Annotated in this window: 24 protein-coding genes and 2 tRNA genes; 16 read left to right on the plus strand and 10 right to left on the minus strand. The window is 64.2% G+C overall.

The genetic code is table 11. The annotated features are described in order from the left end of the window. Positions 1-8 precede the first annotated feature (8 nt). The 4 genes from IEJ03_RS09110 to nadB all read left to right on the plus strand — a co-directional run bounded on the left by IEJ03_RS09110 (position 9) and on the right by nadB (position 3,721). Positions 9-82: transfer RNA gene (locus IEJ03_RS09110), tRNA-Cys, on the plus strand. Positions 83-111: 29 nt separating this feature from the next. Continuing rightward, positions 112-198: transfer RNA gene (locus IEJ03_RS09115), tRNA-Leu, on the plus strand. A gap of 791 nt (positions 199-989) precedes the next feature. Then, positions 990-2,132: an FUSC family protein gene (locus tag IEJ03_RS09120; RefSeq protein ID WP_192034568.1), complete on the plus strand. Its 1,143-nt coding sequence runs from the start codon at positions 990-992 to the stop codon at positions 2,130-2,132. Beyond that, complete coding sequence (nadB, locus tag IEJ03_RS09125) at positions 2,132-3,721, plus strand: L-aspartate oxidase (protein WP_192037258.1); 1,590 nt, start codon at positions 2,132-2,134, stop codon at positions 3,719-3,721. Before IEJ03_RS09120 ends, nadB begins: the two co-directional genes overlap by 1 nt. Positions 3,722-3,842: 121 nt before the next feature. On the opposite strand, the gene IEJ03_RS09130 is transcribed toward nadB, so the two are convergent. Further along, positions 3,843-4,253, minus strand: coding sequence for a protein YgfX (locus IEJ03_RS09130; RefSeq protein WP_192034569.1), 411 nt, complete (start codon positions 4,251-4,253; stop codon positions 3,843-3,845). Beyond that, positions 4,213-4,440, minus strand: a complete 228-nt coding sequence (locus IEJ03_RS09135; RefSeq protein WP_242458112.1) for a succinate dehydrogenase assembly factor 2 — start codon at positions 4,438-4,440, stop codon at positions 4,213-4,215. Before IEJ03_RS09135 ends, IEJ03_RS09130 begins: the two co-directional genes overlap by 41 nt. Positions 4,441-4,709: 269 nt before the next feature. On the opposite strand from IEJ03_RS09135, the gene IEJ03_RS09140 reads away from it, so the two are divergent. The 3 genes from IEJ03_RS09140 (at position 4,710) to lapB (ending at position 6,562) form a co-directional block, all read left to right on the plus strand. Beyond that, positions 4,710-5,006, plus strand: a complete 297-nt coding sequence (locus IEJ03_RS09140) for an integration host factor subunit beta (protein WP_192034571.1) — start codon at positions 4,710-4,712, stop codon at positions 5,004-5,006. 68 nt (positions 5,007-5,074) lie between these two features. Further along, positions 5,075-5,380, plus strand: coding sequence for a LapA family protein (locus IEJ03_RS09145; protein WP_192034572.1), 306 nt, complete (start codon positions 5,075-5,077; stop codon positions 5,378-5,380). Then, positions 5,381-6,562: a lipopolysaccharide assembly protein LapB gene (gene lapB, locus IEJ03_RS09150; protein WP_192034573.1), complete on the plus strand. Its 1,182-nt coding sequence runs from the start codon at positions 5,381-5,383 to the stop codon at positions 6,560-6,562. It abuts the gene before it with no gap. A 3-nt stretch (positions 6,563-6,565) separates the two neighbouring features. Here lapB and pyrF read toward each other — a convergent pair whose 3' ends face one another. After that, positions 6,566-7,264, minus strand: a complete 699-nt coding sequence (gene pyrF, locus IEJ03_RS09155; protein WP_192034574.1) for an orotidine-5'-phosphate decarboxylase — start codon at positions 7,262-7,264, stop codon at positions 6,566-6,568. Positions 7,265-7,526: 262 nt separating this feature from the next. Between pyrF and IEJ03_RS09160 the strand changes: the two genes are divergently transcribed. Then, complete coding sequence (locus IEJ03_RS09160) at positions 7,527-7,808, plus strand: ComEA family DNA-binding protein (RefSeq protein WP_192034575.1); 282 nt, start codon at positions 7,527-7,529, stop codon at positions 7,806-7,808. A gap of 141 nt (positions 7,809-7,949) precedes the next feature. Here IEJ03_RS09160 and IEJ03_RS09165 read toward each other — a convergent pair whose 3' ends face one another. Beyond that, the gene (locus IEJ03_RS09165; protein ID WP_192034576.1) at positions 7,950-8,711 is read right to left on the minus strand and encodes an SDR family oxidoreductase; all 762 of its coding nucleotides are present in this window, start codon (positions 8,709-8,711) and stop codon (positions 7,950-7,952) included. A gap of 184 nt (positions 8,712-8,895) precedes the next feature. On the opposite strand from IEJ03_RS09165, the gene IEJ03_RS09170 reads away from it, so the two are divergent. The 4 genes from IEJ03_RS09170 to IEJ03_RS09185 all read left to right on the plus strand — a co-directional run bounded on the left by IEJ03_RS09170 (position 8,896) and on the right by IEJ03_RS09185 (position 12,651). Then, complete coding sequence (locus tag IEJ03_RS09170) at positions 8,896-9,420, plus strand: FxsA family protein (protein ID WP_192034577.1); 525 nt, start codon at positions 8,896-8,898, stop codon at positions 9,418-9,420. Positions 9,421-9,661: 241 nt separating this feature from the next. Further along, positions 9,662-9,955, plus strand: coding sequence for a co-chaperone GroES (locus tag IEJ03_RS09175; protein WP_192034578.1), 294 nt, complete (start codon positions 9,662-9,664; stop codon positions 9,953-9,955). A gap of 70 nt (positions 9,956-10,025) precedes the next feature. Next, a complete protein-coding gene (gene groL, locus IEJ03_RS09180; protein ID WP_192034579.1) occupies positions 10,026-11,675 on the plus strand; it encodes a chaperonin GroEL in 1,650 nt (549 codons plus the stop codon). 226 nt (positions 11,676-11,901) lie between these two features. Further along, positions 11,902-12,651, plus strand: a complete 750-nt coding sequence (locus IEJ03_RS09185; RefSeq protein ID WP_192034580.1) for an RNA methyltransferase — start codon at positions 11,902-11,904, stop codon at positions 12,649-12,651. Between the two features lie 122 nt (positions 12,652-12,773). Here IEJ03_RS09185 and IEJ03_RS09190 read toward each other — a convergent pair whose 3' ends face one another. From IEJ03_RS09190 to IEJ03_RS09205, 4 genes are all read right to left on the minus strand, one after another. Further along, positions 12,774-14,135 carry a Na+/H+ antiporter family protein gene (locus IEJ03_RS09190; RefSeq protein ID WP_192034581.1) on the minus strand — a complete coding sequence of 454 codons (1,362 nt, stop codon included), beginning with the start codon at positions 14,133-14,135 and terminating at the stop codon, positions 12,774-12,776. Between the two features lie 473 nt (positions 14,136-14,608). After that, complete coding sequence (locus tag IEJ03_RS09195) at positions 14,609-15,643, minus strand: histone deacetylase family protein (protein ID WP_192034582.1); 1,035 nt, start codon at positions 15,641-15,643, stop codon at positions 14,609-14,611. A gap of 252 nt (positions 15,644-15,895) precedes the next feature. Then, positions 15,896-16,165, minus strand: a complete 270-nt coding sequence (locus IEJ03_RS09200; RefSeq protein WP_192034583.1) for a hypothetical protein — start codon at positions 16,163-16,165, stop codon at positions 15,896-15,898. Between the two features lie 232 nt (positions 16,166-16,397). Next, positions 16,398-16,583: a hypothetical protein gene (locus IEJ03_RS09205; RefSeq protein WP_192034584.1), complete on the minus strand. Its 186-nt coding sequence runs from the start codon at positions 16,581-16,583 to the stop codon at positions 16,398-16,400. 219 nt (positions 16,584-16,802) lie between these two features. Between IEJ03_RS09205 and IEJ03_RS09210 the strand changes: the two genes are divergently transcribed. Then, positions 16,803-17,750: a 2-dehydropantoate 2-reductase gene (locus tag IEJ03_RS09210; protein WP_192034585.1), complete on the plus strand. Its 948-nt coding sequence runs from the start codon at positions 16,803-16,805 to the stop codon at positions 17,748-17,750. Positions 17,751-17,773: 23 nt separating this feature from the next. Here IEJ03_RS09210 and IEJ03_RS09215 read toward each other — a convergent pair whose 3' ends face one another. Further along, positions 17,774-18,697: a helix-turn-helix transcriptional regulator gene (locus IEJ03_RS09215; protein ID WP_192034586.1), complete on the minus strand. Its 924-nt coding sequence runs from the start codon at positions 18,695-18,697 to the stop codon at positions 17,774-17,776. A gap of 118 nt (positions 18,698-18,815) precedes the next feature. Between IEJ03_RS09215 and IEJ03_RS09220 the strand changes: the two genes are divergently transcribed. From IEJ03_RS09220 to IEJ03_RS09230, 3 genes are read left to right on the plus strand one after another with little or no spacing between them, the layout of a single operon-like run. Continuing rightward, the gene (locus IEJ03_RS09220) at positions 18,816-19,535 is read left to right on the plus strand and encodes an ABC transporter permease (RefSeq protein ID WP_192034587.1); all 720 of its coding nucleotides are present in this window, start codon (positions 18,816-18,818) and stop codon (positions 19,533-19,535) included. Beyond that, the gene (locus IEJ03_RS09225; protein ID WP_242457919.1) at positions 19,532-20,263 is read left to right on the plus strand and encodes an ATP-binding cassette domain-containing protein; all 732 of its coding nucleotides are present in this window, start codon (positions 19,532-19,534) and stop codon (positions 20,261-20,263) included. Before IEJ03_RS09220 ends, IEJ03_RS09225 begins: the two co-directional genes overlap by 4 nt. A 58-nt stretch (positions 20,264-20,321) precedes the next feature. Then, the gene (locus tag IEJ03_RS09230) at positions 20,322-21,170 is read left to right on the plus strand and encodes a substrate-binding domain-containing protein (protein WP_192034588.1); all 849 of its coding nucleotides are present in this window, start codon (positions 20,322-20,324) and stop codon (positions 21,168-21,170) included. Between the two features lie 94 nt (positions 21,171-21,264). Here the strand turns inward: IEJ03_RS09230 and IEJ03_RS09235 are convergent, their stop codons facing one another. Continuing rightward, positions 21,265-22,623 carry a cytosine permease gene (locus IEJ03_RS09235; protein WP_192034589.1) on the minus strand — a complete coding sequence of 453 codons (1,359 nt, stop codon included), beginning with the start codon at positions 22,621-22,623 and terminating at the stop codon, positions 21,265-21,267. Positions 22,624-22,702: the final 79 nt, after the last annotated feature.

The raw sequence follows: 22,702 nt of genomic DNA on the forward strand, positions 1-22,702 counted from the left end.
CTCAGTGAGGCTGGATGGCAGAGTGGTTATGCAGCGGACTGCAACTCCGTGTACGCCGGTTCGATTCCGACTCCAGCCTCCATTTCTATTGCTTGCCCGCTCGAACCTCCCGCCCGGATGGCGAAATTGGTAGACGCAAGAGACTTAAAATCTCTCGGTGGTAACACCGTGCCGGTTCGAGCCCGGCTCCGGGCACCAAGCCAATCAGTGACTTCCCTTTATATCCAATTGATATCCGCCACGTGATCTCATTCCGATCGCGGTTTTTCTGTGTCTATCCCGCCTGTCTATCCCACCAATCACGCCAGCCGCGAATCGACCCGATCCACACAGCACGACGTCACGACACAGGGACCTGGATCACCGATGTGCACAGGAGCGCAACGCGTGAGGGCTGAGGTGGGATAAGGGGAGGAAAGAGGCATGCTGCCGCCACTCACGACACTTCGCCGGCGGCGATGATCTCGTCTAGATCTAGCTCTTGAGAAACTGCTGACTGGTAGCGCGTTCGCACTGTAGGCAAACCAGTTGATATCGGTTATCGGGCAGGTCCTGCATGCGGAACTCACGCCAATCTTCCCTGCCGAGGGAGCGCACCTCTGTCACCCCGCAGGGACACATCATTACCCAGCCGCCGGCTGGCGTAGGCATCATCGTGATCTCTTCCATGGCAGAACCCCCCTTTGCGAGCAGGGTAAAACTCTTAGCAATGGAAAGCTGTAAGCGATCACCGCCACCGCCCGTGCGCCCTAGCCGCGAACCCAAAGCGGGAAACAGCCGACTGCAGTCGTTCCCTCCTCGATCCGCCGCCCCGCCGTCGACCCACGGCTGCCATGGCCACTCGATACTGCCTGCCATCGCGATAGGGCGCGTGATACCCTAGGGCGCTGAAAACAGGCGCCCATGCCGTCGCTGCCGTCAAGCGGCCCGACCGCCTCGCGCCACTCTCGCCTCGCATACGCACCGGCCACGCCAGCAAGTAGACCGACATGCCCCTTCCCCGCCTTCGCGACCCCTATATCAACTACCGTTATCGCCACTTGCTGCACGTAATGCGGGTCACCCTGGCGCTGGCGATCACCTTCGCCCTCATTCATGCCTTCAGCGTCCCTCATGCCAGCTGGGCGCTGGTCAGCACCGTCATGGTGATGGGCAACCTGCCACACATCGGCGGCGTGCTGGACAAGGGCCGCCAGCGCCTGATCGGCACCCTGCTCGGCGCCGGATGGGGCATCCTCATCACTCTGGTGCCCGATCCGCCGCCTTTGGTGGTGCCGGTCTGGTCCTTGGCCGGCATCGCCGCCGCCACCTATGTCACCTTCAAGGGCCGCTATGGTTACAGTGGACTGATGTTCGCCATCAGCCTGTTGCTGGTGGTCGGTGACGGCCAGCAGGAACTGGGCACGGCGTTATGGCGTTCCTTCAACGTGCTGGTCGGCACGGTCATCGGCATTCTGGTCACCGCCTTCGCCATGCCACAGAAGGCCACCGACGTGGAGCGCTTCCTGCTGGCCGAGACCCTCGACAAGCTGGCCCGCCTATATCATGCCCATACCCGTTCCACGACCTCGTCGGATCTCGACACTCAACCGCTGCTGAAATCCGCGAGCAGCCTGCTGATCAAGCAGCGCGGCCTGGTGGACGCCATTCACCGCGAGCGCCGCCTGCAACGGGACGAGCTCGACACCATCATCTCCCTTGAGCGGCGCATGCTGTCGACCATCGAACTGCTGCTCGAGACCCACTGGACGACCCGGGACGGCCACGACCGCATCGCCGCCATGGCGGGCCTGCGCGATCAGCAACATGGCCTGGCCCGAGACCTGGGGACCCTGGCCTTCCAGGTACGCACCGGCCAGCCCATCGACATCGCACTGACCCCTTTTGACCTGGCCCGCTACTCAACCGATGCCCGGCAGGCCACCGCCGCTGATGGCCGCGCCCTGTTCAGCCCGGCCGGCTATCTATGGCTCAATCGCGAACTGGCCCGCCTCACCCAGGAACTCGTCGACACCCTCAGCGAGCTGCGGCGCCTACCCAGCCAGCGCCTGCGCAAGCGTGCCGAGTACCATGTGTTGACGACGCACACGCCCTTTCCCGACGATCGCAACCCCCAAGGACCCGGCTCATGATGCGCGACTCGCACTCGCAGGATGTTCTGATTCTCGGCGGCGGCGCGGCCGGCCTGGCCCTGGCACTGGAGCTTGCCGACAGACGCCCAGTCACCCTGCTGCGCCCGGCAAGCGATGACCACGGCGCCAGCCGCTGGGCGCAGGGCGGCATCGCCGCCGTCCTCTCCCCCCAGGACAACGTCGCCGACCACGTGCAGGACACCCTGATCGCAGGCGATGGGCTCTGCGACGAGACCGCGGTGCGCTTCACCGTCGAACAGGGCCGCAGCGCCATCGAATGGCTGCTGTCGCTGGGCGTGCCCTTCACGCCGGACGCCCGAGAGGATGCCGTCTACCCCTATCACCTGACACGAGAAGGCGGACATGGCGCTCGGCGCATCATCCACGCCGCCGATGCCACCGGTCAGGCGCTGATCGACACCCTGCTCGCGCATGCGCGTCGCCACCCCGCCATCACGCTGCGTGACGACCTGAGCGCCATCGGGCTGCTGCGCGACGCCAGCGGTGCCTGCGCCGGCGCCCGCTGCCTCGATGGGCAGGGCATCCCATGTGACATCACCGCCGCCGAGACGGTACTCGCGACCGGCGGCGCCAGCGGCCTCTGGCGCCACACCACCAGTCCACTTCCGGCCTGCGGCGAGGGCATGCTGATGGCTGCCGAGCTCGGGGCGGAGCTGATGAACCTCGAGTTCCAGCAATTCCACCCCACCTGCCTCTACGACCCGACCGGCACGCCCTTCCTGATCAGCGAGGCGGTGCGGGGGGAAGGTGGCATTCTCACCACTCTCGACGGCACCCGCTTCATGCCCGATATCGACCCGCGAGCCGAGCTGGCCCCGCGGGATATCGTGGCGCGTGCCATCGATGCCGAGATGCAGGCGAGCGGTGCCAGCCATGTGCTGCTGGACATCAGCCATCTGCCGGCGGACACCGTGCAGGCGCATTTCCCGACCATCCATGCCCACTGCCTGCGCCGGGGCATCGATATCACCCGAGAGCCGATCCCGGTCGTCCCGGCCGCTCACTACAGCTGCGGCGGCGTGGCCACCGACTTCAATGGTCGCACCAGCGTGGCGGGCCTGTTCGCCATCGGCGAGGTGGCCTGCACCGGCCTGCATGGCGCCAACCGCATGGCCAGCAATTCACTGCTCGAATGCCTGGTGTTCGCGCGGGCCGCCGCCGAGGCGCTAAGGCAGCCATCCCCGCCCCGGCACCCGCTACCCTCCCCTCTTCCCGAGGCGCGCCCGTCGATTGCCTCGGCAAGCGTGGAGGCGATGATGCGACGGCTGCGTGACGTCATGACGCGCCGGGTCGGGATCGTGCGCGACGATGCGGACCTCATGCGGGCCGCACAGGATATCGCCACGCTCATCGAGGAAAGCCAGACACTCCGGCAAGCTCACGCACCCGATCGAGGCCTCGCCAACCTCTGGCATGCGGTGCGGCTGGCCGGCATGACCGTCAAGGCCGCCCAGGCCCGCCAGGAATCCCGCGGCCTGCATTTCAATCGCGACCACCTGTATCACGGCCCTGACCCGGCGCAGCCATCAAGGGTAAATCTACCACCCCACTGGCTCGACCAGGCATAAACAAGAAGGACTGCACCGTCGCAGCCGGGCTCATGCCAGGCGCTCGCAACAGGCTCAACAAGGTCGCGGATCGCCCCGACCGTGGCGCCTGTCGGCTGGCATGCCCCGCGGCCAATGGCCATCAGGCATCCGCCAGCCCTGCCAACAGCAATCGGCGCAATACGCGACCGTGCGTTCGGGTCAGGCTGTCCGGCCACAGCCAGTGCGACTCACCGTCCAGAGTGAGCCCCACCAGCCAGGGCCCGAGATAGCGACAGCTCAACGTCCGCCTTGCCCATTCCGGCTTGTCGGCCGTTCGTGCCTGCCACTCACCGCCGGCCTCGCCCTGATCCACGAAGCGCAGCTGCCAGACGCCACGTCGCTGGCGCCACTGGTGCCAGCACGCCACCCCCAGACACAAGAACGCCGTGGCCAATAGCCACGGCGATGCGTAGAGAAGGGTGATCAGCAGGGCGCCAAGGGCCAAGCCGATGTGCAGCCCGGCACTCAGCCTAGAGGGTACGATACTGATCGTTACCGGTGGTTTCGGCATAATCCACGATCATCTGCACCAGGCGACGACGCTGAGGCTCCTGCGGCCACTCGCGGCGCATCAGCCAGGCAAACAGGTCCTGATCCTCCTCGGCAATCAACTCGCGATAGGTCTGCTTGTCGGTCTCATCCAGCGCATCGAAGCGATGCTCCAGGAAGGGAATCAACAGCAGGTCGAGCTCCCACATGCCACGTCGGGAATGCCAGTAGAGCCGCTTGCGATCGATCTCATCGACGGTTTGCTGTTCGTTCAAGGTGGCCTCGAAACTCTGTTGGAATGTGGCTTCATTATACGCCCGGTGCCGCTGGGCGCCATGGGGGCCTGCTTCTCGCCCGGCCACTCGACCGAAGACTCATGCTAGTTCGTTGTTTTATCACGATTTGCACAGTATGCTGAAATCAAACAACAGCGCCGAGTTGCTGCCCGACTGCTGGCAGCCCTGCACGGAGTAAGTCGATGACCAAATCCGAGTTGATCGAACAGATTGCCATGCGACAGCCCGAGCTGTCGGTCAAGGATGTGGAAGCGGCCGTCCGCATCATCCTCGACGACGTCACCGACGCCCTGGCAGACGGCGGCCGCGTGGAAATCCGCGGCTTCGGCAGCTTCTCGTTGCACTATCGCGAACCCCGCATCGGACGCAACCCCAAGACAGGCGATCCGGTCGAGCTGGAGGGCAAGTTCGTGCCCCACTTCAAGCCCGGCAAGGAACTTCGCGAACAGGTCAATGCCAGCCGAGCGCTGGGCTACTAAGCGCTGTGCTACTAAGATAGCAGCCTGCTTCCCCGCCCTTTCTCGGCTTCACACAAAGGACTTTCCCCATGCGTTGGCTCAAAGGCGTTTTCCTGGCAATCATCCTGCTGCTGGTACTGCTGGTCGGCATCCTGTTTGCCGTCAACAATCAGCAGGCCGTGCCACTCAACCTGATCTGGACCGAGCTTCCACCCGCCTCGCTCTCCCTGTGGCTGCTGGGATCGCTGGCCGTTGGCGTCCTGCTGGGCATGTTGGCCATGACCGGCGTCTATCTGCGGCTGCGCACGCTGCTGACCCGCGCCCAGCGCCATAATCAGCAACAGCGCAAGGAACTCGACCGGCTGCGTATCCAGGAGCTCAAGGAAGTCGCCTAAATGCAAGACCTCCTGCTGCTGGCCCTGTTGTTGGCAGCAGTCGCCCTTGGCTGGTGGCTGGGCCGACGGGAACGTCAGGACACGACCGAACAACCGGGACAGCACACGCTGTCCCGGGATTATTTCGTGGGCCTCAATTACCTGCTCAACGAACAACCCGATCGCGCCATCGAGACCTTCGTGGCGGCATTGGAGGTCAACAGCGACACCATCGAGACCCACATTGCCCTGGGCAACCTCTTCCGCTCACGAGGCGAGGCGGATCGCGCCGTCAAGGTTCACCAGAATCTGCTGGCTCGCCCGTCCCTCACCCTCGCCCAGAGCAGCCTGGTACAGATCGAACTCTCACGCGACTTCCTCACCCTGGGCCTGCTCGACCGCGCCGAGAAGCTGCTGGAGAACCTGATCCACGACGGGGGCGACGACAGCCAGCGCCAGCAGGCCAAGCTGCTGCTGGTCGACCTACTCGAACGCGAGAAGGAATGGCAGGCCGCCCTCGATGTCGCCCAGCCTGGCTTGATTCGACAGCATGAAGATATCCGGCGAGCCGCCGCACACTGGCTGTGCGAACTGGCGGAACGGGACCTCGACTCCGCGAGCCCGTCACTGGCCCGCAAGAAACTGCGTCAGGCCCTCAGCGTGGATAGTCGCTGCGTCAGGGCCAACCTGTTGCTGGCCCGGATGGAACACGACACGGGGCACTACAAGACCGAGCTAAAGCTTTTGAAGCGGATTCCGGCCCAGGACCCCGGCTGTGCCGGCCTGATCCTGGACCCGCTGCGAAACGCCTATCAGCTGCTGGATGATGAGGCGGGGCTCGAGAAGGCGCTCAAGCAGATGAACGAGCAGGTGCCGATGACCGCCACGGTCGTCATGCTCGCCGGCACCGTGCAACGTCGGGCTGGTCACCGCGAAGCAGCCGCCTTGATTCAGGAACAGATGGAACGTGCTCCCAGCCTGCGAGGGCTAGATTACCTGCTTAGCCTCTATCAGCAGGAAGCCAGCGCCGAGGAGCAGCAATTCCTGGCTCCGCTGAGTCGTCATACCCGCGCCCTGCTCGACGCTCGTCCACGCTTTCGTTGTGGGCGCTGCGGCTTTTCCGGTACCGAACTGCACTGGCAGTGCCCCAGCTGCCGTCAGTGGGGCTCGACCCGGCCAGTCATGGGCCGCAAGAGCGACTGAGCGTCAGGCCCCCAGCTCGTGCTCGATGGCCGACAGGGCCGCCATGGGATCCGCCGCCTGTGTCACCGGGCGCCCGACGACCAGATGCGTGCTGCCGGCAATCATCGCATCGCTCGGAGTCAGCACCCGACGCTGGTCATCGGCTGACGCCGACGCCGGACGAATGCCCGGCGTCACCTTCAGGAAGTCCTCACCGCAAAGATCTCGCAGCGCCTGGGCTTCCTGTGCCGAGCACACCACTCCGTCCATGCCACTGTCCTTGGCGAGACACGCCAGCCTGGCCACCTGCTCGGCTGGCGATACCGTCACGCCCACCTCCGCCAGGTCGTCGCCGCTCATGCTGGTGAGCACGGTCACGGCGATCAGCCGGGTCGACAGGGCGTGATGCTCCAGGCGCTCCCTGGCCGCCTCCATCATGCGCCGCCCCCCGCTGGCATGGACATTGACCATCCAGACGCCCTGCTCCGCGGCGGCCTGCACGGCACCCGCGACGGTGTTGGGAATATCGTGGAACTTGAGATCCAGGAACACCTCGAAGCCACGGCCGTGCAGGGCCTCGAGCACATCCGGCCCGCTGCGGGTATACAGCTCCTTGCCGACCTTGACGCGACAACGCGCAGGATCAAGCTGATCGGCCATACACAAGGCGGCATCGAGGGAGGGGTAATCGAGGGCAATGATCAACGGGGACGCAGATGACATCGGGCAGCGCACTCCAGGCGGCAGGAATTCGCGCGCATTATATCAGGCAGACAGGCTCTTCAGGACCCTACCCGCCGCCAATGCCCCTGCGTGGAAGCAGAGCAAGGTGGTCGAGAAAAGCGGCCGAGGAAGGCGATCGAGAATATCAGCGACCTCTCACTTACAGGGTCGGCAATCACTGACAGCCCCATCCGGTCTCCGCCACTAGGATGAAGGACGACACATGGAGTGTCGATCATCATCCTAAGCGGAGGATTCGCTCATGCCACGTTTTAGCCAGATCATTGTTCTGTCCTGCCTGCTCAGCGCCGCCGTGCCGGCACTGGCGCAGGACGAATCGAGCTCGACGCAGGCACCTGTCAATGTCAACACCGCCAGCGCCGAACAGCTCGAGAGCCTGCCGGGCATCGGCAGTGCACGAGCCGCGGATATCGTCGCCGACCGTCAGACCAATGGCGACTACGACAGTGCCGACGAACTGATGCGCGTCAGCGGCATCGGCGAAGCTACCGTCGACGGGATGCGCGACCAGATCAGCTTTTAAGCGCTGTTGACGCACCTAAGTTAATGCTCATAAAGAACAACGCCGGGCAAGAGCCCGGCGTTGTTCCTGCGGTGCAGTCGGTTGAGCCGATTCTCCCCGTCTCGACTCACTTCGGACCAGAGTCGATGCAAGGCATCGAGCCTAGACGCGCAGGCCGCCGTCACACTCGAGCACGCGTCCACTGAAGTAATCGTTGGCAAAGATATAGGCCACGCTCTCGGCGATGTCTTCAGGCTGCCCCAGCTTCCCCACCGGTATGCCCTTGGTGATCTTCTCGAGCACCTCCGGGCGAATCGCCGAGGTCATCTCGGTCTCGATGAAGCCGGGGGCCACGGCTCCTACCCGAATGCCATAGCGGGCCAGTTCCTTGGCCCAGGTCACGGTCAGCGATGCAACGCCCGCCTTGGCCGCGGAGTAGTTGCTCTGCCCCATGTTGCCGGCCCGCGAGATACTCGAGATATTGACGATCACCCCGCCCTCGCCGGCCTCGACCATTCGATAGGCCGCTTCCTGACCACAGAGAAAGACCCCAGTCAGGTTGACGTCGATGACCTGCTGCCACTGCTTGAGACTCAGTCCCTTCTCGACCTTGCCATCCTTGACCTTGACCAGCAGCCCATCCCGAGTAATGCCGGCATTGTTGACCAGTCCCTTGAGCGGCCCCATGTCGGCCACGATCGACGCAAAGGCGCGGCCCACCGACGCTTCATCCGCTACATTCACCTCGTAGGCTCTGGCTTCGACGCCCTGATCCAGCAGGGCATTGACGGCCTGATCCAGGGTGTCGCGTTCCAGGTCCAGAAGTGCCAGTCGCGCGCCCTGCTGCCCCAGGTGCCGGGCCATGGCCAAGCCAAGACCGCGCGCACCGCCGGTAATGGCCACTACCGCTCCTTTCATCTGCATGTCGACTCCCCTTGCGTGACTCGAGATGGTGCACTCGTCTTGTGCGATGCAACATGAATCAATCTAGCATGGTCTCTCTCTATTTGCCCATGTGGGGTAGAGCGGCGCGCCAGATTGATCGAACATGCCTTGAAAAAGGCCTCGCCGCCGCCATTATTCTTCAGTCACCGAACATGGAGTCATCATGCCCCTGCTCTTGCTTTTTACCCTCTTCGCCCTGCTCGACTTCGTCATCCTGTTTTCCATCGGCAGTGAAATCGGCCTGTTGACCACCCTGCTGCTGGTAATCGGCAGCGGTTTCGTCGGCCTTCACCTCATCCGTCGCGAAGGCACGGCGACTCTCGCCCGTGCCCAGCAGCGCTTTGCTCAGGGCGAAATTCCCTCCGGCGAGCTCATGACAGGTGCCGCCCTGATCTTCGGTGGCGCCCTGCTGATGGCACCGGGCTTCCTTTCCGATGGCCTGGGCCTGATGTGCCTGATCCCCGATGCCCGACGCCTGCTCGGCAAGCTGCTCGCTCGGGTGGGACTCAAGGCCCGCGTCTTTGGTGGCACCTCGGGCGCCGGCCCCTCGGGTCCGTCCTTCGATGGCTGGGAGGAAGCCAGCGGCGCCAAACGCGAGGAGCGCCATGACGACGCTGCCTCCCAGCACTCGAGCGACCAGGCTCCCCTGGAGGGAGAGTTCATTTCCCGAGACGAGCCGCATCGCTGAACCATGTCACTGACCTGAGCGTAAAAATTTTGCCTTCGAGCCCTTGAAAGGCCTTCGCCAGCCCCCACTCATGGCGTAGTGCTGAGAGGTAAGATCAGTACCCCGTTTCGGCGGCCGAGCCAAGGCCCGGTTGCCATCAACACAGAAGGCGCAAGCCTTCGCTTCGAGACTTCGGTTTCGAAGATGATATGGACCCGCCAGGGACATCCCTGGCACCGCTAATTTCAGGAGAACGTGAGCAATGAACATCCGTCCCTTGCACGATCGCGTCATCGTCCGTCGCGTGGAAGAAGAACAGAAAACTGCTGGCGGTATCGTGCTTCCGGGCAGCGCCCAGGAAAAGCCGACGCGCGGTGAAATCCTCGCCGTCGGTAACGGCCGGATTCTCGACAACGGCGAAGTCCGTGCCCTGGACGTCAAGGTCGGCGACACCGTCATCTTCAAGGACGGCTTCGGCGTCGAAAAAGAGAAGATCGACGGTGAGGAAGTCCTGATCATGAGCGAGAGCGACATCCTCGCCGTGGTCGAAGGCTGATTACAGCGAGTAAACACTTGTCGTAAGCACTTGCTCAAGTTTCACGAACATCAAGTAGGAAGATCGAACAATGGCAGCGAAACAGGTTAAGTTCTCCGACGACGCCCGCAAGAAAATGTCTCGTGGCGTTGACGTTCTGGCCAACGCCGTCAAGGCGACCCTGGGCCCGAAAGGTCGTAACGTCGTACTCGAGAAGTCCTTCGGCGCACCGACCGTCACCAAGGACGGCGTCTCCGTGGCCAAGGAAATCGAACTGAAGGACAAGTTCGAAAACATGGGCGCGCAGATGGTCAAGGAAGTCGCTTCCAAGACCTCCGACGTCGCCGGCGACGGCACCACCACCGCCACCGTGCTGGCTCAGGCCATCGTCACCGAGGGCATGAAGGGCGTGACCGCCGGCATGAACCCGATGGACCTGAAGCGCGGCATCGACAAGGCCGTGGCCGAGGCCGTCAAGCAGGTACGTGAACTGTCCGTGCCCTGCACCGAGCCGAAGTCCATCGCTCAGGTCGGCACCATCTCCGCCAACGGCGACGCCAACATCGGCGAAATCATCGCCGACGCCATGCAGAAGGTCGGCAAGGAAGGCGTCATCACCGTCGACGAAGGCCGCGGCCTGGAAGACGAGTTGGAAGTGGTCGAAGGCATGCAGTTCGATCGCGGCTACCTGTCGCCGTACTTCGTGACCAACCAGGACACCATGGCGGTGGAACTGGAAGACCCGTACCTGCTGCTGGTCGACAAGAAGATCTCCAACATCCGCGAACTGCTGCCGGTGCTGGAAGCCGTCGCCAAGGCCGGCAAGCCGCTGGCGATCATCGCCGAGGACATCGAGGGCGAAGCCCTGGCGACCCTGGTGGTCAACACCATGCGTGGCATCGTCAAGGTCGCAGCCGCCAAGGCACCGGGCTTCGGTGACCGTCGCAAGGCCATGCTGCAGGATATCGCCATCCTGACCAACGGCACAGTGATCTCCGAGGAAGTCGGTCTGACTCTCGAGCAGGCCAACCTGGATCACCTGGGCAGCGCCAAGCGCGTCACCATGTCCAAGGAAAACACCACCATCATCGATGGTGCCGGTGAAGAGGCCGACATCGAGGCCCGCGTGGGTCAGATCCGTGCTCAGATCGAGGAAACCTCCTCTGACTACGATCGCGAGAAGCTGCAGGAGCGTGTCGCCAAGCTGGCTGGCGGTGTTGCCGTCATCCGCGTCGGTGCCGCTACCGAAGTGGAGATGAAGGAGAAGAAGGCTCGCGTCGAAGACGCCCTGCACTCCACTCGCGCTGCCGTCGAGGAAGGCGTGGTCCCGGGTGGCGGTACTGCCCTGGTCCGCGTGCTGACCATGATGCAGGAGCTCCAGGGCGACAACGAAGACCAGACTCACGGCATCAAGCTGGCGCTGCGCGCCATGGAAGCGCCGCTGCGTCAGATCGTCACTAATGCCGGTCAGGAAGCATCCGTGATCCTGAACCGCGTCAAGGAAGGCGAAGGCAACTTCGGCTACAACGCCCAGACCGGCGAGTTCGGCGACCTGTTCGAAATGGGCGTGCTGGACCCGGCCAAGGTGACCCGCAGCGCGCTGCAGTCTGCCGGTTCCATCGCAGGCCTCATGATCACCACCGAGTGCATGATCGCCGACGATCCGGAAGAGAAAGACGCCGGCGGTGCCCCCGACATGGGCGGCATGGGTGGCATGGGTGGCATGGGCGGCATGATGTAAAGCCAGCCCAGCGCCATGCTCAGGCCTTGCCCTCGGCAAGGCCCTGACGCTCAAGCCCCATCGGCTCATGCCGGTGGGGCTTTTTTGTGCATCACACCTTGTCCCTCCATGCCCGCCTCGGTCTGCCTTGCCGCCGGTCTCCTTTCCAGCCAGGTGCTACGGGCAGGCATCCGCGCGCCGGCTCGCGTACACTAGGCGCCCCCACTTTCTCAACGCCAGAACCACGATGCTTTCCAACGTCCGAATCGTCCTCGTCCAGACCTTCCACCCCGGCAACATCGGCCAGGCCGCCCGCGCCATGAAGACCATGGGGCTCAACGATCTGGTACTGGTCAACCCGCGCTGCTTTCCCGATCCGGAGGCTACCCGGCTCGCCGCCGGCGCCGAGGATCTGGTCGAATCGGCTCGCGTGGTCGGAAGTCTCAAGGAGGCCGTCGGCGACTGCGTCCAAGTCGTAGGCGCCAGCGCCAGGCTGCGCAGCCTGCCGCTGCCTCACTTCGATGAGCCAGACGACATGGCTCATGAACTTGCCGATCATGCCGTGGACGCGCCGGTGGCGCTGGTCTTCGGTCGCGAGCGCTCGGGGCTGACCAATGACGAGATCGGCCACTGCACCCACCAGGTCAGCATCCCGGCCAACCCAGACTACGGCATCCTCAACCTCGCCCAGGCGGTGCAGGTGCTGGCCTACGAGGTCAACCGCGCCTGGCGGCGCCGGCCAGACAGCGGCTACCACCCCACTCGGCCCACTGGCGAGAAGCTGCCCAGCCGCGAGCAGCTCGACCACTTCCATGAACATCTCGGCCGGGTCATGCAGGCCAGCGGCTTCCTGACCCAGCCCCATGCCCGCACCGAGGCTCAGTTGCAGGCCCTATTCGCCCGCGCCCAGCCGACCCGCCGCGAGCTGTCGCTGCTACGTGGCCTGCTGAGCGCCCTCGAGCCCAAGGATCACACGCCCGGCGACGGGCAAGCGTGATCGCGCTTCCAGTACTCAAGGAACCTTCCAGGCGCTTTTCCTAACAAGCGCTTTTAATACAAAAACGGCGCCCCGAGGGGCGCCGTTTTGCTATCTCAATATGCTCTGTGAACTGGCACTGCCTAGAACGTCATGGCCGCCAGCCACCCAAAGGCGATAAGCGGGATGTTGTAGTGCAGGAAGGTCGGCACCACGCTGTCCCAGATGTGGTCGTGCTGGCGGTCGACGTTGAGCCCCGAGGTCGGCCCGAGGGTCGAATCAGAGGCCGGCGAGCCGGCATCGCCCAGCGCCGCGGCGGTGCCCACCAGGGCAACGGTGGCCAGATCAGAGAAGCCGAACTGCACGGCCAACGGCACGAAGATGGTGGCGATGATCGGGATGGTCGAGAACGACGAGCCGATCCCCAGGGTGATGAAGAGCCCGACCAGCAGCATCAGCAGCGCCGCCAGGCCCTGATTGTCGCCGATCGCGTCGAAGGAGCTCTGGACCAGGGTATCAACCTCCCCGGTCGCTTCCATCACCGATGCAAACCCGGAGGCGGAGATCATGATGAAACCGATCAGTGCCATCATGCGCATGCCGCTGGTGAACAGGTCGTCCGCCTCACGCCATTTGAAGATGCCGCCGACCGACAGCAGGGCGAAGCCCACCAGGCCGCCCAGCACCATCGAGCCGCTATAGAGCTGAATGCCCAGGGCGGCGAGAATCGCCACCACCGACATCACCAGGCCTGAAGTGCTCACCGCTTGCGCCTGGTCGTCCCCATGGGCTGGATAGTGGGGCTGGTTGCTGGTGACCAGCTCGCTGTCGGCGTAGTTCCGCGGCTTGCGATAGCTGAAGGCGACGGCCACGATCAGGCCCAGCGCCATACCGGCCACCGGCACGCCCATGGCCAGCGGCACCATGCCACGAGAGATCTCGAGGCCCAGCGCCTCACCGGCGCTGTTGATATTGGCCAGCAGGATGTCATTGAGGAAGATCGCCCCGAAGCCCACCGGCAGCAGCATATAAGGCGCCGTGAGACCAAAGGTCAGCGCGCAGGCGACCGCACGACGGTCCAAGCGCAACTGATTCATGACCTTGAGCAGCGGTGGAATCAGGATTGGGATGAAGGCGATATGTACCGGGATCAGATTCTGCGATGACACCGCGACCAGCAGCACCGAGCCCAGCAGCAGGTACTTCACCGCTCGCTGGCGACGATGAGTCGCGTCCTGACCCAGCAGCCGGATCAGCCGCTGCGCCAGCAGATCGGGAAGCCCCGAGCGGGAGATCGCCACCGCGAACGCCCCCAAGGTGGCATAGGCCAGTGCCACCTTGGCGCCCCCACCGACGCCCTCGTTGAAGGCCGCCAGCGTGCTATCGAGGGACAGCCCACCGACCAGTCCACCGACCAGGGCTCCGACCACCAGCGCGAAGACCACCGACACCCGGGCCAGCGACAGGCCCACCATGACAAGTACCGCGAGAATTACCGCATTCATGCCTTTTTCCCACCGAAAGATATGTGTTAGGACGCGAAAGGCGGCGATTCTAGCAGAAAAGAGCGCGATGAGCTTCGGATCGTATGGATTCCGCCCCGTAGATACGCCAACAAAATGTCACCAATATGTTATCGGGGTGTCACAAAACGTCGCCATGTACTATTCTGAAGCCAGTGGGGTGTTGAGGGGAAAACGATACTCTGCGGCATAAAAGACAAGGGACACTGTCGATTAGACGCCACGGACGCGACGGCACAGGACGTGCTTCAGGGAAAGGCAGGATGCCACGACACCCGGAGGGTGTTCAGGGAGGTTGAAGATACCGCCGTGGGGTGCATGCACTCCACGGCGTTTTTGTGCTTCTGAGTCACTCTACCCGGCCATAGAATCGCCGAGGTGACAGGGTGCGTCTTACTGACTGACGGGTAGGCGACCATCGACGGCAATGGGTCACAACCAACCCGGTGCCGACCTCAGCCGCCCTGAAATCCCTCGAGGAAGGCGGCCAGATTGGCGCCAAGGGCCTCGGTCGGATAGCCCCCCTCCTGTATCAGCACCGTCGGCAGGCAGAGCCGCCCCAGGCGGGCACCGACGCGGCGAAAATCGGCCGTCTCCAGCGCCAGGCCCGCCAACGGATCATCCTTGTGGGCATCAAGCCCGAGGGCCACCACCACCGCCTCGGGGCGGAAGGCCTCGAGGCGCTCGAGGAGTGTCTCCAGGGCCTCGAGGAATGCCGTCCCGTCACTGCCCAGCGGCAGTGGCAAATTGACGTTGGTGCCCTGGCCATCGCCGCTGCCGGTCTCGTCGGCGCCCCCCCAGAAGAAGGGATAGAACTCATCCGTATCGGCATGCAGCGACCCGGTCCAGACATCGCCGCGTGCATAGAAGATGTCCTGGGTGCCGTTGCCGTGGTGTAGGTCCACATCGACGATGGCCACCCGGGCATGACGTTCGCGCAGGATGGTCGCCGCCAGCGCCGAATTGTTGAGAAAGCAGAAACCACCGGCCCGCTCCGGCCCGGCATGATGGCCCGGCGGACGACAGAGGGCATAGGCACGGGATTCACCGGCACAGACGCTCAGCGCCGCAGCCTCCGCGCTCGCGGCACTGGCCAGGATACCCGTGAAGCTGTCGGGCCCGATCGGGCAGGCCATGTCATGAAGGTGCCACCCCGCCTGACCGACCGGGTGTCGTGGATAATGCTGCCCCCCACCACAAGGATGCACGTTAGGCGCGACCAGGGCCGAGGCCCCCGGCATCTCCTGCCAGCGGGCATGGATAGTCGCGAGAAAGTCGAGATAGCGGGGAGTATGGATGCGCTCAAGTCGCTCGCGGAGGCAAGCCGTGCCCTCGGCCCCGGGGGATTCGAGACGTAGCCCCAGTTCCGCGATGGCCTCGGCGAGGCGCACCGCGCGCTCCGGGCGCTCCGGGGACGGCGCAGGCTTGCCCCTCAGCAGAAAGGTCTCGGGGGCATGAAGATCCTGGGTCGCGGTATAGAAAAGCTTCATGAAGCGTCATCCGGCAGGCTGGGCATCCAAGTCAACAGAACCGGCACGGCGGCCAGGGTCCTGGGCGGTCGTGAACCATGCAATCATGAATCAGGCCAGCATGAAACAGACTAGCAACGCATAGGCCTGACGCGCCGCTACTTCCTGTTTTGTTCCTGCGAGAAAGGAACCGCGAGCGAGCCCAGACGGTGTCTTCGCACGGTTCCGGGCGTCAGCCTGGGCCGAATGGCGGCCCAACCGCCACGCCAAACGTCAGCAGCGTCCCTTCATCGCCTGCCCCGGCGGGCAAAAGCCGCCCCGATGGCTCTCGTCACGATAGCGGTCGCGATCACGATGGCGCCGACGCTCCTCGTAATGACGAACATCGTAGCGACGGACATCGTAGTGGCGCTCCTCATGGTGGCGGCCGTCGTAGTGGCGATTGGAACGATGACCGTGGTAGCCATCGATCTCGAGCAGTGGCCGGGCTTCCAGGCGCGCGGGGGTATAGCTGCAGCCGGCCAGCAACAGCGCACAGCGCACAGCCGATCAGGCAAGGGACGATGAATTTCATGGATCAAGCCTCTCGAGAAGCATGGATGACACGCTTCCCTGCGAGCTACCGGTATGTCGCGAGACCTTTGCGACTCCTGCCGCGCCTCCGACACACTCAAACAGCGTTTTATAACTGATCAGTGTACCCGGCGAGGCGGCGGACTTCCCGCAACAAACGAGGAAACGACTACATCAGAAGCATGACGGCGACCGCACGACCTCAGCAGCGTCCCTTCTTGGCCTGACCGGGAGGACAGAAGCCGCCTCCGCCACTGTGGCCGTCGTGGTGGCCGCCATCGCCGATCTCGATGATCGGTTCCGGGGTGATGCGGGCGGGCTGGTAGCTGCAGCCGGCCAGCATCAGGGCGGCGACTAACGCCGTCAAAGCAAGTGTGGTCGATTTCATGCAAAGCTCCTTCCCGTAAGATCAGGCAGGTAATAGAAAAGGTTGGGCACTGAGTGTAGTGGGCCTGAGTACCGGGCCCCAACTGTCGCAAATGCCAGACAGTCGACGATGACCGCCGTCCTCCCTCACTGGACAGGGTGCTGATTATACAGGTACACCTTGGCGGGCCCGATCCTATCGATCCACTCATTCGACCCATCCACTCATCGAGGACTCAGCATGCGATTTGCCATCTATGGAAGCGGCGGCGTGGGCGGCTATTTCGGCGCCCGGCTCGCCGAGGCCGGCGAGGACGTCACCTTCATTGCCCGGGGCGATCATCTGGCCGCGATCCTGCGCGACGGCCTGACCGTCAGGAGCATCAACGGCGACTGCCACCTCGCCAAGGCACAGGCTAGCGACGATCCGGCGACCATCGGTGTGGTGGATGTGGTGATCGTGGCGGTGAAGGCCTGGCAGGTCGAGGAGATTGCCAGGTCGATGGCACCTCTGATCGGCCCCGAGACCCTGGTGCTGCCGCTTGAGAACGGCGTCGAGGCCACCGAGGTGCTCGGCGAGGCCGTGGGGCACGACAAGGTACTTCGCGGCCTGTGCGGCATCCTCGCCTGGCGCGAGGCCCCTGGCGTGATTCGCCATGCAGGCGTCGAACCGTTCGTGCGCTTCGGCGAGGCCGATAACCACAAGAGCGAGCGCACCCAGCGCGTGAAGGCGGCCTTCGACCAGGCCTCCGGGGTCACCGCCGAGATTCCCGACGACATCCAGGTCGCGGTGTGGAGCAAGTTCCTGTTCATCTGCGCCATGAGCGGTGTCGGCGCGGTGACTCGCGCGCCGATGGGCGTCAGCCGCCAGCTGCCGGAGAGTCGCCGGCTGCTCGAGCAGGTCATGGAAGAAATCACCGCGGTGGGCCGAGCGAGAGGCGTGGCCCTGCCCGATGATGCGGTGACGAAGGCACTGACGTTCATCGACACCCTGCCCGCGACCAGCACCGCCTCGATGCAGCGCGACATCATGGGTGGCCTGCCCTCGGAGCTCGAGTCACAGAATGGCGCCGTGGTGCGCCTGGGCCAGGCAGCTGGGGTCGCGACCCCGATCAACGCCGCCCTGTATGCGGCCCTGCTGCCCCAGGAGGCGCGGGCCCGAGGCCAGGTCGCGTTTGACGACCGCTAAGACAATGACGGACGGCGCCGCCCTCAGGCGTTATGGACGACCTCGCCGAGCCCGGTGAGGTCGTAGCCCTGCATCAGCTCGGCCCGCTCCGCGAAGCGAGCCTCGCGAGCGAAGGCCAGCAGATGCTGCACCGGCCGCTCGAAGTAACTACGCCGACGCATGGCCAGATCGAAGTATTCCTGGTGCAGCGGCACGAACTCGAGCCCATGACGCCGCGCCGCGGCTTCCACCCCCAGTCCCGCGTCGGCCTGGCCCTTGAGCACCGCTAACGCCAGGTCATCCTCGCTGAGCATCGGATGCGGCGCCAGCCGCAGATCCTCGAGAGCCAGGCCGTCGCGCGCCAGCAGATACCGCAACAGTCGGTCGGCCCCGGCCCCCGACTGGCGCCGCGCCACCAGCGGCGCCCCCTCTCCTGCCGCGCGTTTAAACCCGGCCAGCGAGCGAATGCCTCGCGGATTGCCCGGCGGCAACATCAGCCCCTGGCAGCGTCGCGCCCAGCGAATGATCACCAGGTCACGCATACCGCCAAGGCCCAGCGACTCCGGGCGGTTATAGCCGCCGTCGGCGTCGTCGATCACATGCACGCCCGCGAGCAGAGCATCGCCATCCAAGAGCCGACGCACCCCATCGCCGCTGCCATGGCAGAGCAGCGCCAGCTCCGAACCACTCTCGCGCACGCTCCATTCAAGCAGCGGATCCTGGCTGCCGGCGAGCACTCGCGGCACCGGCCGCTGGCCGGGTCGATCGCCTTCCAGATGACTCATCAACCACAGATCCAGACTCTGACGGGGAAAGAGCAGCTTACCGGTCACCTTGGTGCAGGGAATCTCGCCCTGACGGACCAGATCGTAGACCTTGCGCTCCTTGAGTCTCAGGTAATCCGCCGCCTCGGCGGTGGTGAGGTAGGTATGGCGGTGCGGCGCCAGTGGCGAATCATCCCTGGGCATGGGCGTCTTCCCTGTCGGTCATTTTTGTCGTTTATAGATCTTTCGCTGCATATTTTTCAGCATAGGATGCGTTTACGCTCTGCAGAACACATGCTGCAAGCATCATCAGGAGGATGCCATGTCGACCAGCGGGATTGCGGCCAGCGACAGTGCCCTGCACACGGCCCTGGCGCTGGTCATCGACATGGACCCGGCCCTGGTGGAGATCGTCGCCCTGTCGCTTCAGGTGTCGCTGAGTGCGGTGCTGATCGCCAGCCTGATCGCCCTGCCGCTAGGCGCCGCCCTGGCGCTATGGGCCTTCCCCGGCCGAGGCGTAGTGATCGTCGCGCTCAACGCGCTGATGGGGTTGCCGCCGGTGGTGGCGGGGCTCGGCGTCTATCTGCTGCTGTCGCGGGCCGGCCCGCTGGGGGAATGGGGGCTCCTGTTCACGCCCACGGCGATGATCCTCGCCCAGGTGGTGCTGGTGCTGCCGATCATCGCCGCCCTGGCCCGCCAGCTGATCGAGGAGCTGTGGGGCGAGTACCGCGAACAGCTGTCTTCCTTCGGCCTCAGTCGCGCCCGGGCCATCCCGACCCTCTTGTGGGATGCCCGGTTCGGGCTGATTACCGTGATACTGGCCGGCTTCGGCCGGGCCAGTGCCGAGGTCGGCGCAGTGCTGATCGTCGGCGGCAACATCGATGGCGTGACCCGAGTGATGACCACCGCCATCGCCCTGGAGACCAGCAAGGGCAATCTGCCCCTGGCTCTGGGCCTGGGCATCGTGCTTTTGAGTCTGGTGGCCCTGGTCAACGGCGCCGCCTACGGCATCGGCGAAACCGCCAGGAGGCGTCTGGGATGACCGACATGAGCATGGCGATGGGTATCGATCAGGCACCGGCCAGTCTGGCGCTGGAGGCGGTGAGCTTCGAGCACCGCGGCCAGCCCCTGCTTGAGGACGTGACCCTCACGCTCTCGGGCCCCGGCAAGACGCTGATCATGGGCCCCAACGGCGCCGGCAAGAGCCTCTTGATGCGCCTGGCCCACGGCCTGTTGGAGCCCAGCCGGGGCAGGGTCAGCTGGCCCGGTGGCCGGCCGCGTCAGGCCATGGTCTTCCAGCGCCCGGTACTGCTGCGCCGCTCGGCACTGGCCAATCTGACCTACACCCTGAAGATCAACGGCTCGCCTCGCGCCGATCGTCGCGCCCTGGCCCTCGAGGCGCTAGAGCGCTTCGGCCTGGGCGCGCTGGCACGACGGCCGGCGCGGGTGCTGTCCGGCGGCGAGCAGCAGCGCCTGGCCCTGGCTCGCGCCTGGCTGATCGGCCCCGAGATGCTGTTTCTGGATGAGCCCACCGCGGCGCTGGACCCCGCCGCGATCAAGGCGGTCGAGGATGCCATCGAGGACTTCCATCGCCGCGGCACCCGCATCGTCATGACCAGTCATGACCTCCACCAGGCGCGACGCCTGGCCGATGAGGTGATCTTTCTGTGCAACGGCCGGCTGGTCGAGCACAGCAAGGCCGAGATCTTCTTCTCGGCACCACGCAGCGCGGAGGCCCGTGCCTTCGTCAAAGGGGAACTGGTGTGGTGACGCGTTCCGCGCCAGCCACGCCATGCGTCAGTACAGCGCCACTACAAGGAACGACCGTATGCACTATCGGATCATCAGCCTCGCCGCCCTCGGCCTGATCGGCACTACCCTCTCCGCTGCCACTCTGTCCTCCGCGGCTCGGGCGCAGGACGACGCGCCTTTCATCACCCTTGCGTCGACCACGTCCACCGAGCAGTCGGGGCTGTTCGGCTCGATCCTTCCCAAGTTCAAGGAAGGTAGCGGCATCGACGTGCATGTGGTCGCGGTAGGCACCGGCCAGGCCTTCGAGATTGCCCGTCGCGGCGATGCCGACAGCCTGCTGGTGCATGACACCACCGGCGAAGAGCGCTTCGTCGCCGAGGGCTATGGCAGCGAACGCCAGAACGTCATGTACAACGACTTCGTGATCCTGGGGCCGGACAACGACCCCGCCGGCGTGCGTGGTGCAAAAAACATCGAGGAAGCCCTGACCCGCATCGCCGAATCCGAGGCACCCTTCGCCTCACGCGGCGATGACAGCGGCACCAACCGCGCCGAGCTTCGCCTGTGGAATGTCGCCGACATCCAGCCGAGCGGCGAATGGTACCGGGAACTGGGCAGCGGCATGGGCCCGACCCTCAATACCGCCGCCGGCATGGACGCCTATGTGATGTCTGATCGCGCCACCTGGGTGGCCTTCAAGAACCCGCAGAACCTGGCCATCGTCTTCGAGGGCGACGACGCCCTGTTCAACCAGTACGGCAGCATCCTGACCAACGAGGAACGCTTCCCGGATCTCAAGCACGACCTGGCCGAGCAGTGGCATGACTGGCTGCTGTCGGACGACGGCCAGCAGGCGATCGGCGATTACCGCGTCGATGGCCAGCAGTTGTTCTTCCCCAACGCCGGCCCCTCCAAGGCCAAATAGCCAGTTCCCTGAGCACAGGACAGCTCGCCTTCAGACACGAAAGCCCCCGGTGGCCATGGCCACCGGGGGCTTTATCATCTGACGTTACGCGGTATCAGCTCTTTTTCAGGCTGGCGATGTACCAGTCGGGATTGGCACGCTTCAAGCCGATTTCATAGAGCACATAGGCACTCAGGAAGGTAACGGGCGCCGAGAACCCAGCAATGCTCGGCAGCTGCATGATCACCATGCCCGCCACGGTGGCCACACACCAGGCGATCAGGCCACAGGGGTTGTAGGCAGGAATATAGGCATTATCCAGCTCCACATGCCCGTCGAAGCGCTGCTGGTAGGTACGCGACAGGATGTGCGCGAGGGCGACACCGACCCAGGCCACCACGAACACGCCCTGATAGGCGAGCGCCTGGAGGATGTAGCTGAACACATCGGCGATCATCAGCAGGTAGGACATGAGACCGATCAGACACCCCGCCACCACCTTGGGCAGCTTGATGCCTGTGACCTTGCGCACCAGTGCCTCGAAGTTGACCGTGGCCAGATAGTAGTTCGCGGTGTTGATCCGGCTCTGGGTGACCCAGACCAGCAGCAGCCCTCCTACGCCCATCAACTCCAGCAGCCCCAGCACAATAGAGGCTTCCGACAGACCATCGGTGGGAATCATCGAATCCAGCAGGATGCCAATGATGCCACTGAACAGGAACGTCATGGCATAGAAGGGAATGCCGAAGGTCACCTTGGCATGGAAGTTCGCATCACTCTGCTTGCCGAAGCGGGCATAGTCGAAGGTGAACATCATCAGCACCCACACGCCCATGTAGTAGGCAAAGGTATGCAGCCAGCCCCAGGGCGATGCACCACCTTCCGGCACCCGCGACAGCCAGTCGCTCGGATAGCCAAACTCGGCAACGGCCATGCCCACCGCAATCAGCATACCGATGACATAGACCGGCAACAGCACGCCATTGAACTTGTCCAGCCAGTGCTGAACACTGCCGAAAATCAGCGAGACCCCGATAATCGCCACGATGGCGGTACTGACGCCCATCGTCAGGCTGCCACTCCACTCGCTCAGCACCAGGGCCATCACATAGCCTTCGAACACCGCGTAGTAGAGCGCTGTCGCAAAGAAGATCAGTGTGGCGACCACCGCCCCCACATGACCGAATAACACCCGGGAGAAAAGGGCGACGGTCAGCCCCGTCTTCATCGCGTAGCGGCTGATCACTCCGTTGATCACCCCATAGGCGATCACCGTCAGCACGATGCCGATCAGCGCGTTGGCCGTGCCGTAACTGCGCGCCATGGCGGCGGCCACCACCATGTAGAAGATGGCACTGCAGACGGCCCACCATGCCATCATCAGGTTGGTACGCGGCATCCGCCCATCGGCGGGGACCGGCTGTTCTGCATAGTCGAGGTCGGTGGCCTCGTTGGTCTGGGATTGCTTGGTCATTACGCACACCTTTGTTGTGATTATCTAGGTGGTTGTGGCCATCTCTCGGACAGACCCGCCCCGGGCCGCCGGAATCGAC

Origin of the sequence: Halomonas sp. YLGW01, assembly GCF_014840935.1 — a bacterium.
Lineage (GTDB): Bacteria > Pseudomonadota > Gammaproteobacteria > Pseudomonadales > Halomonadaceae > Onishia.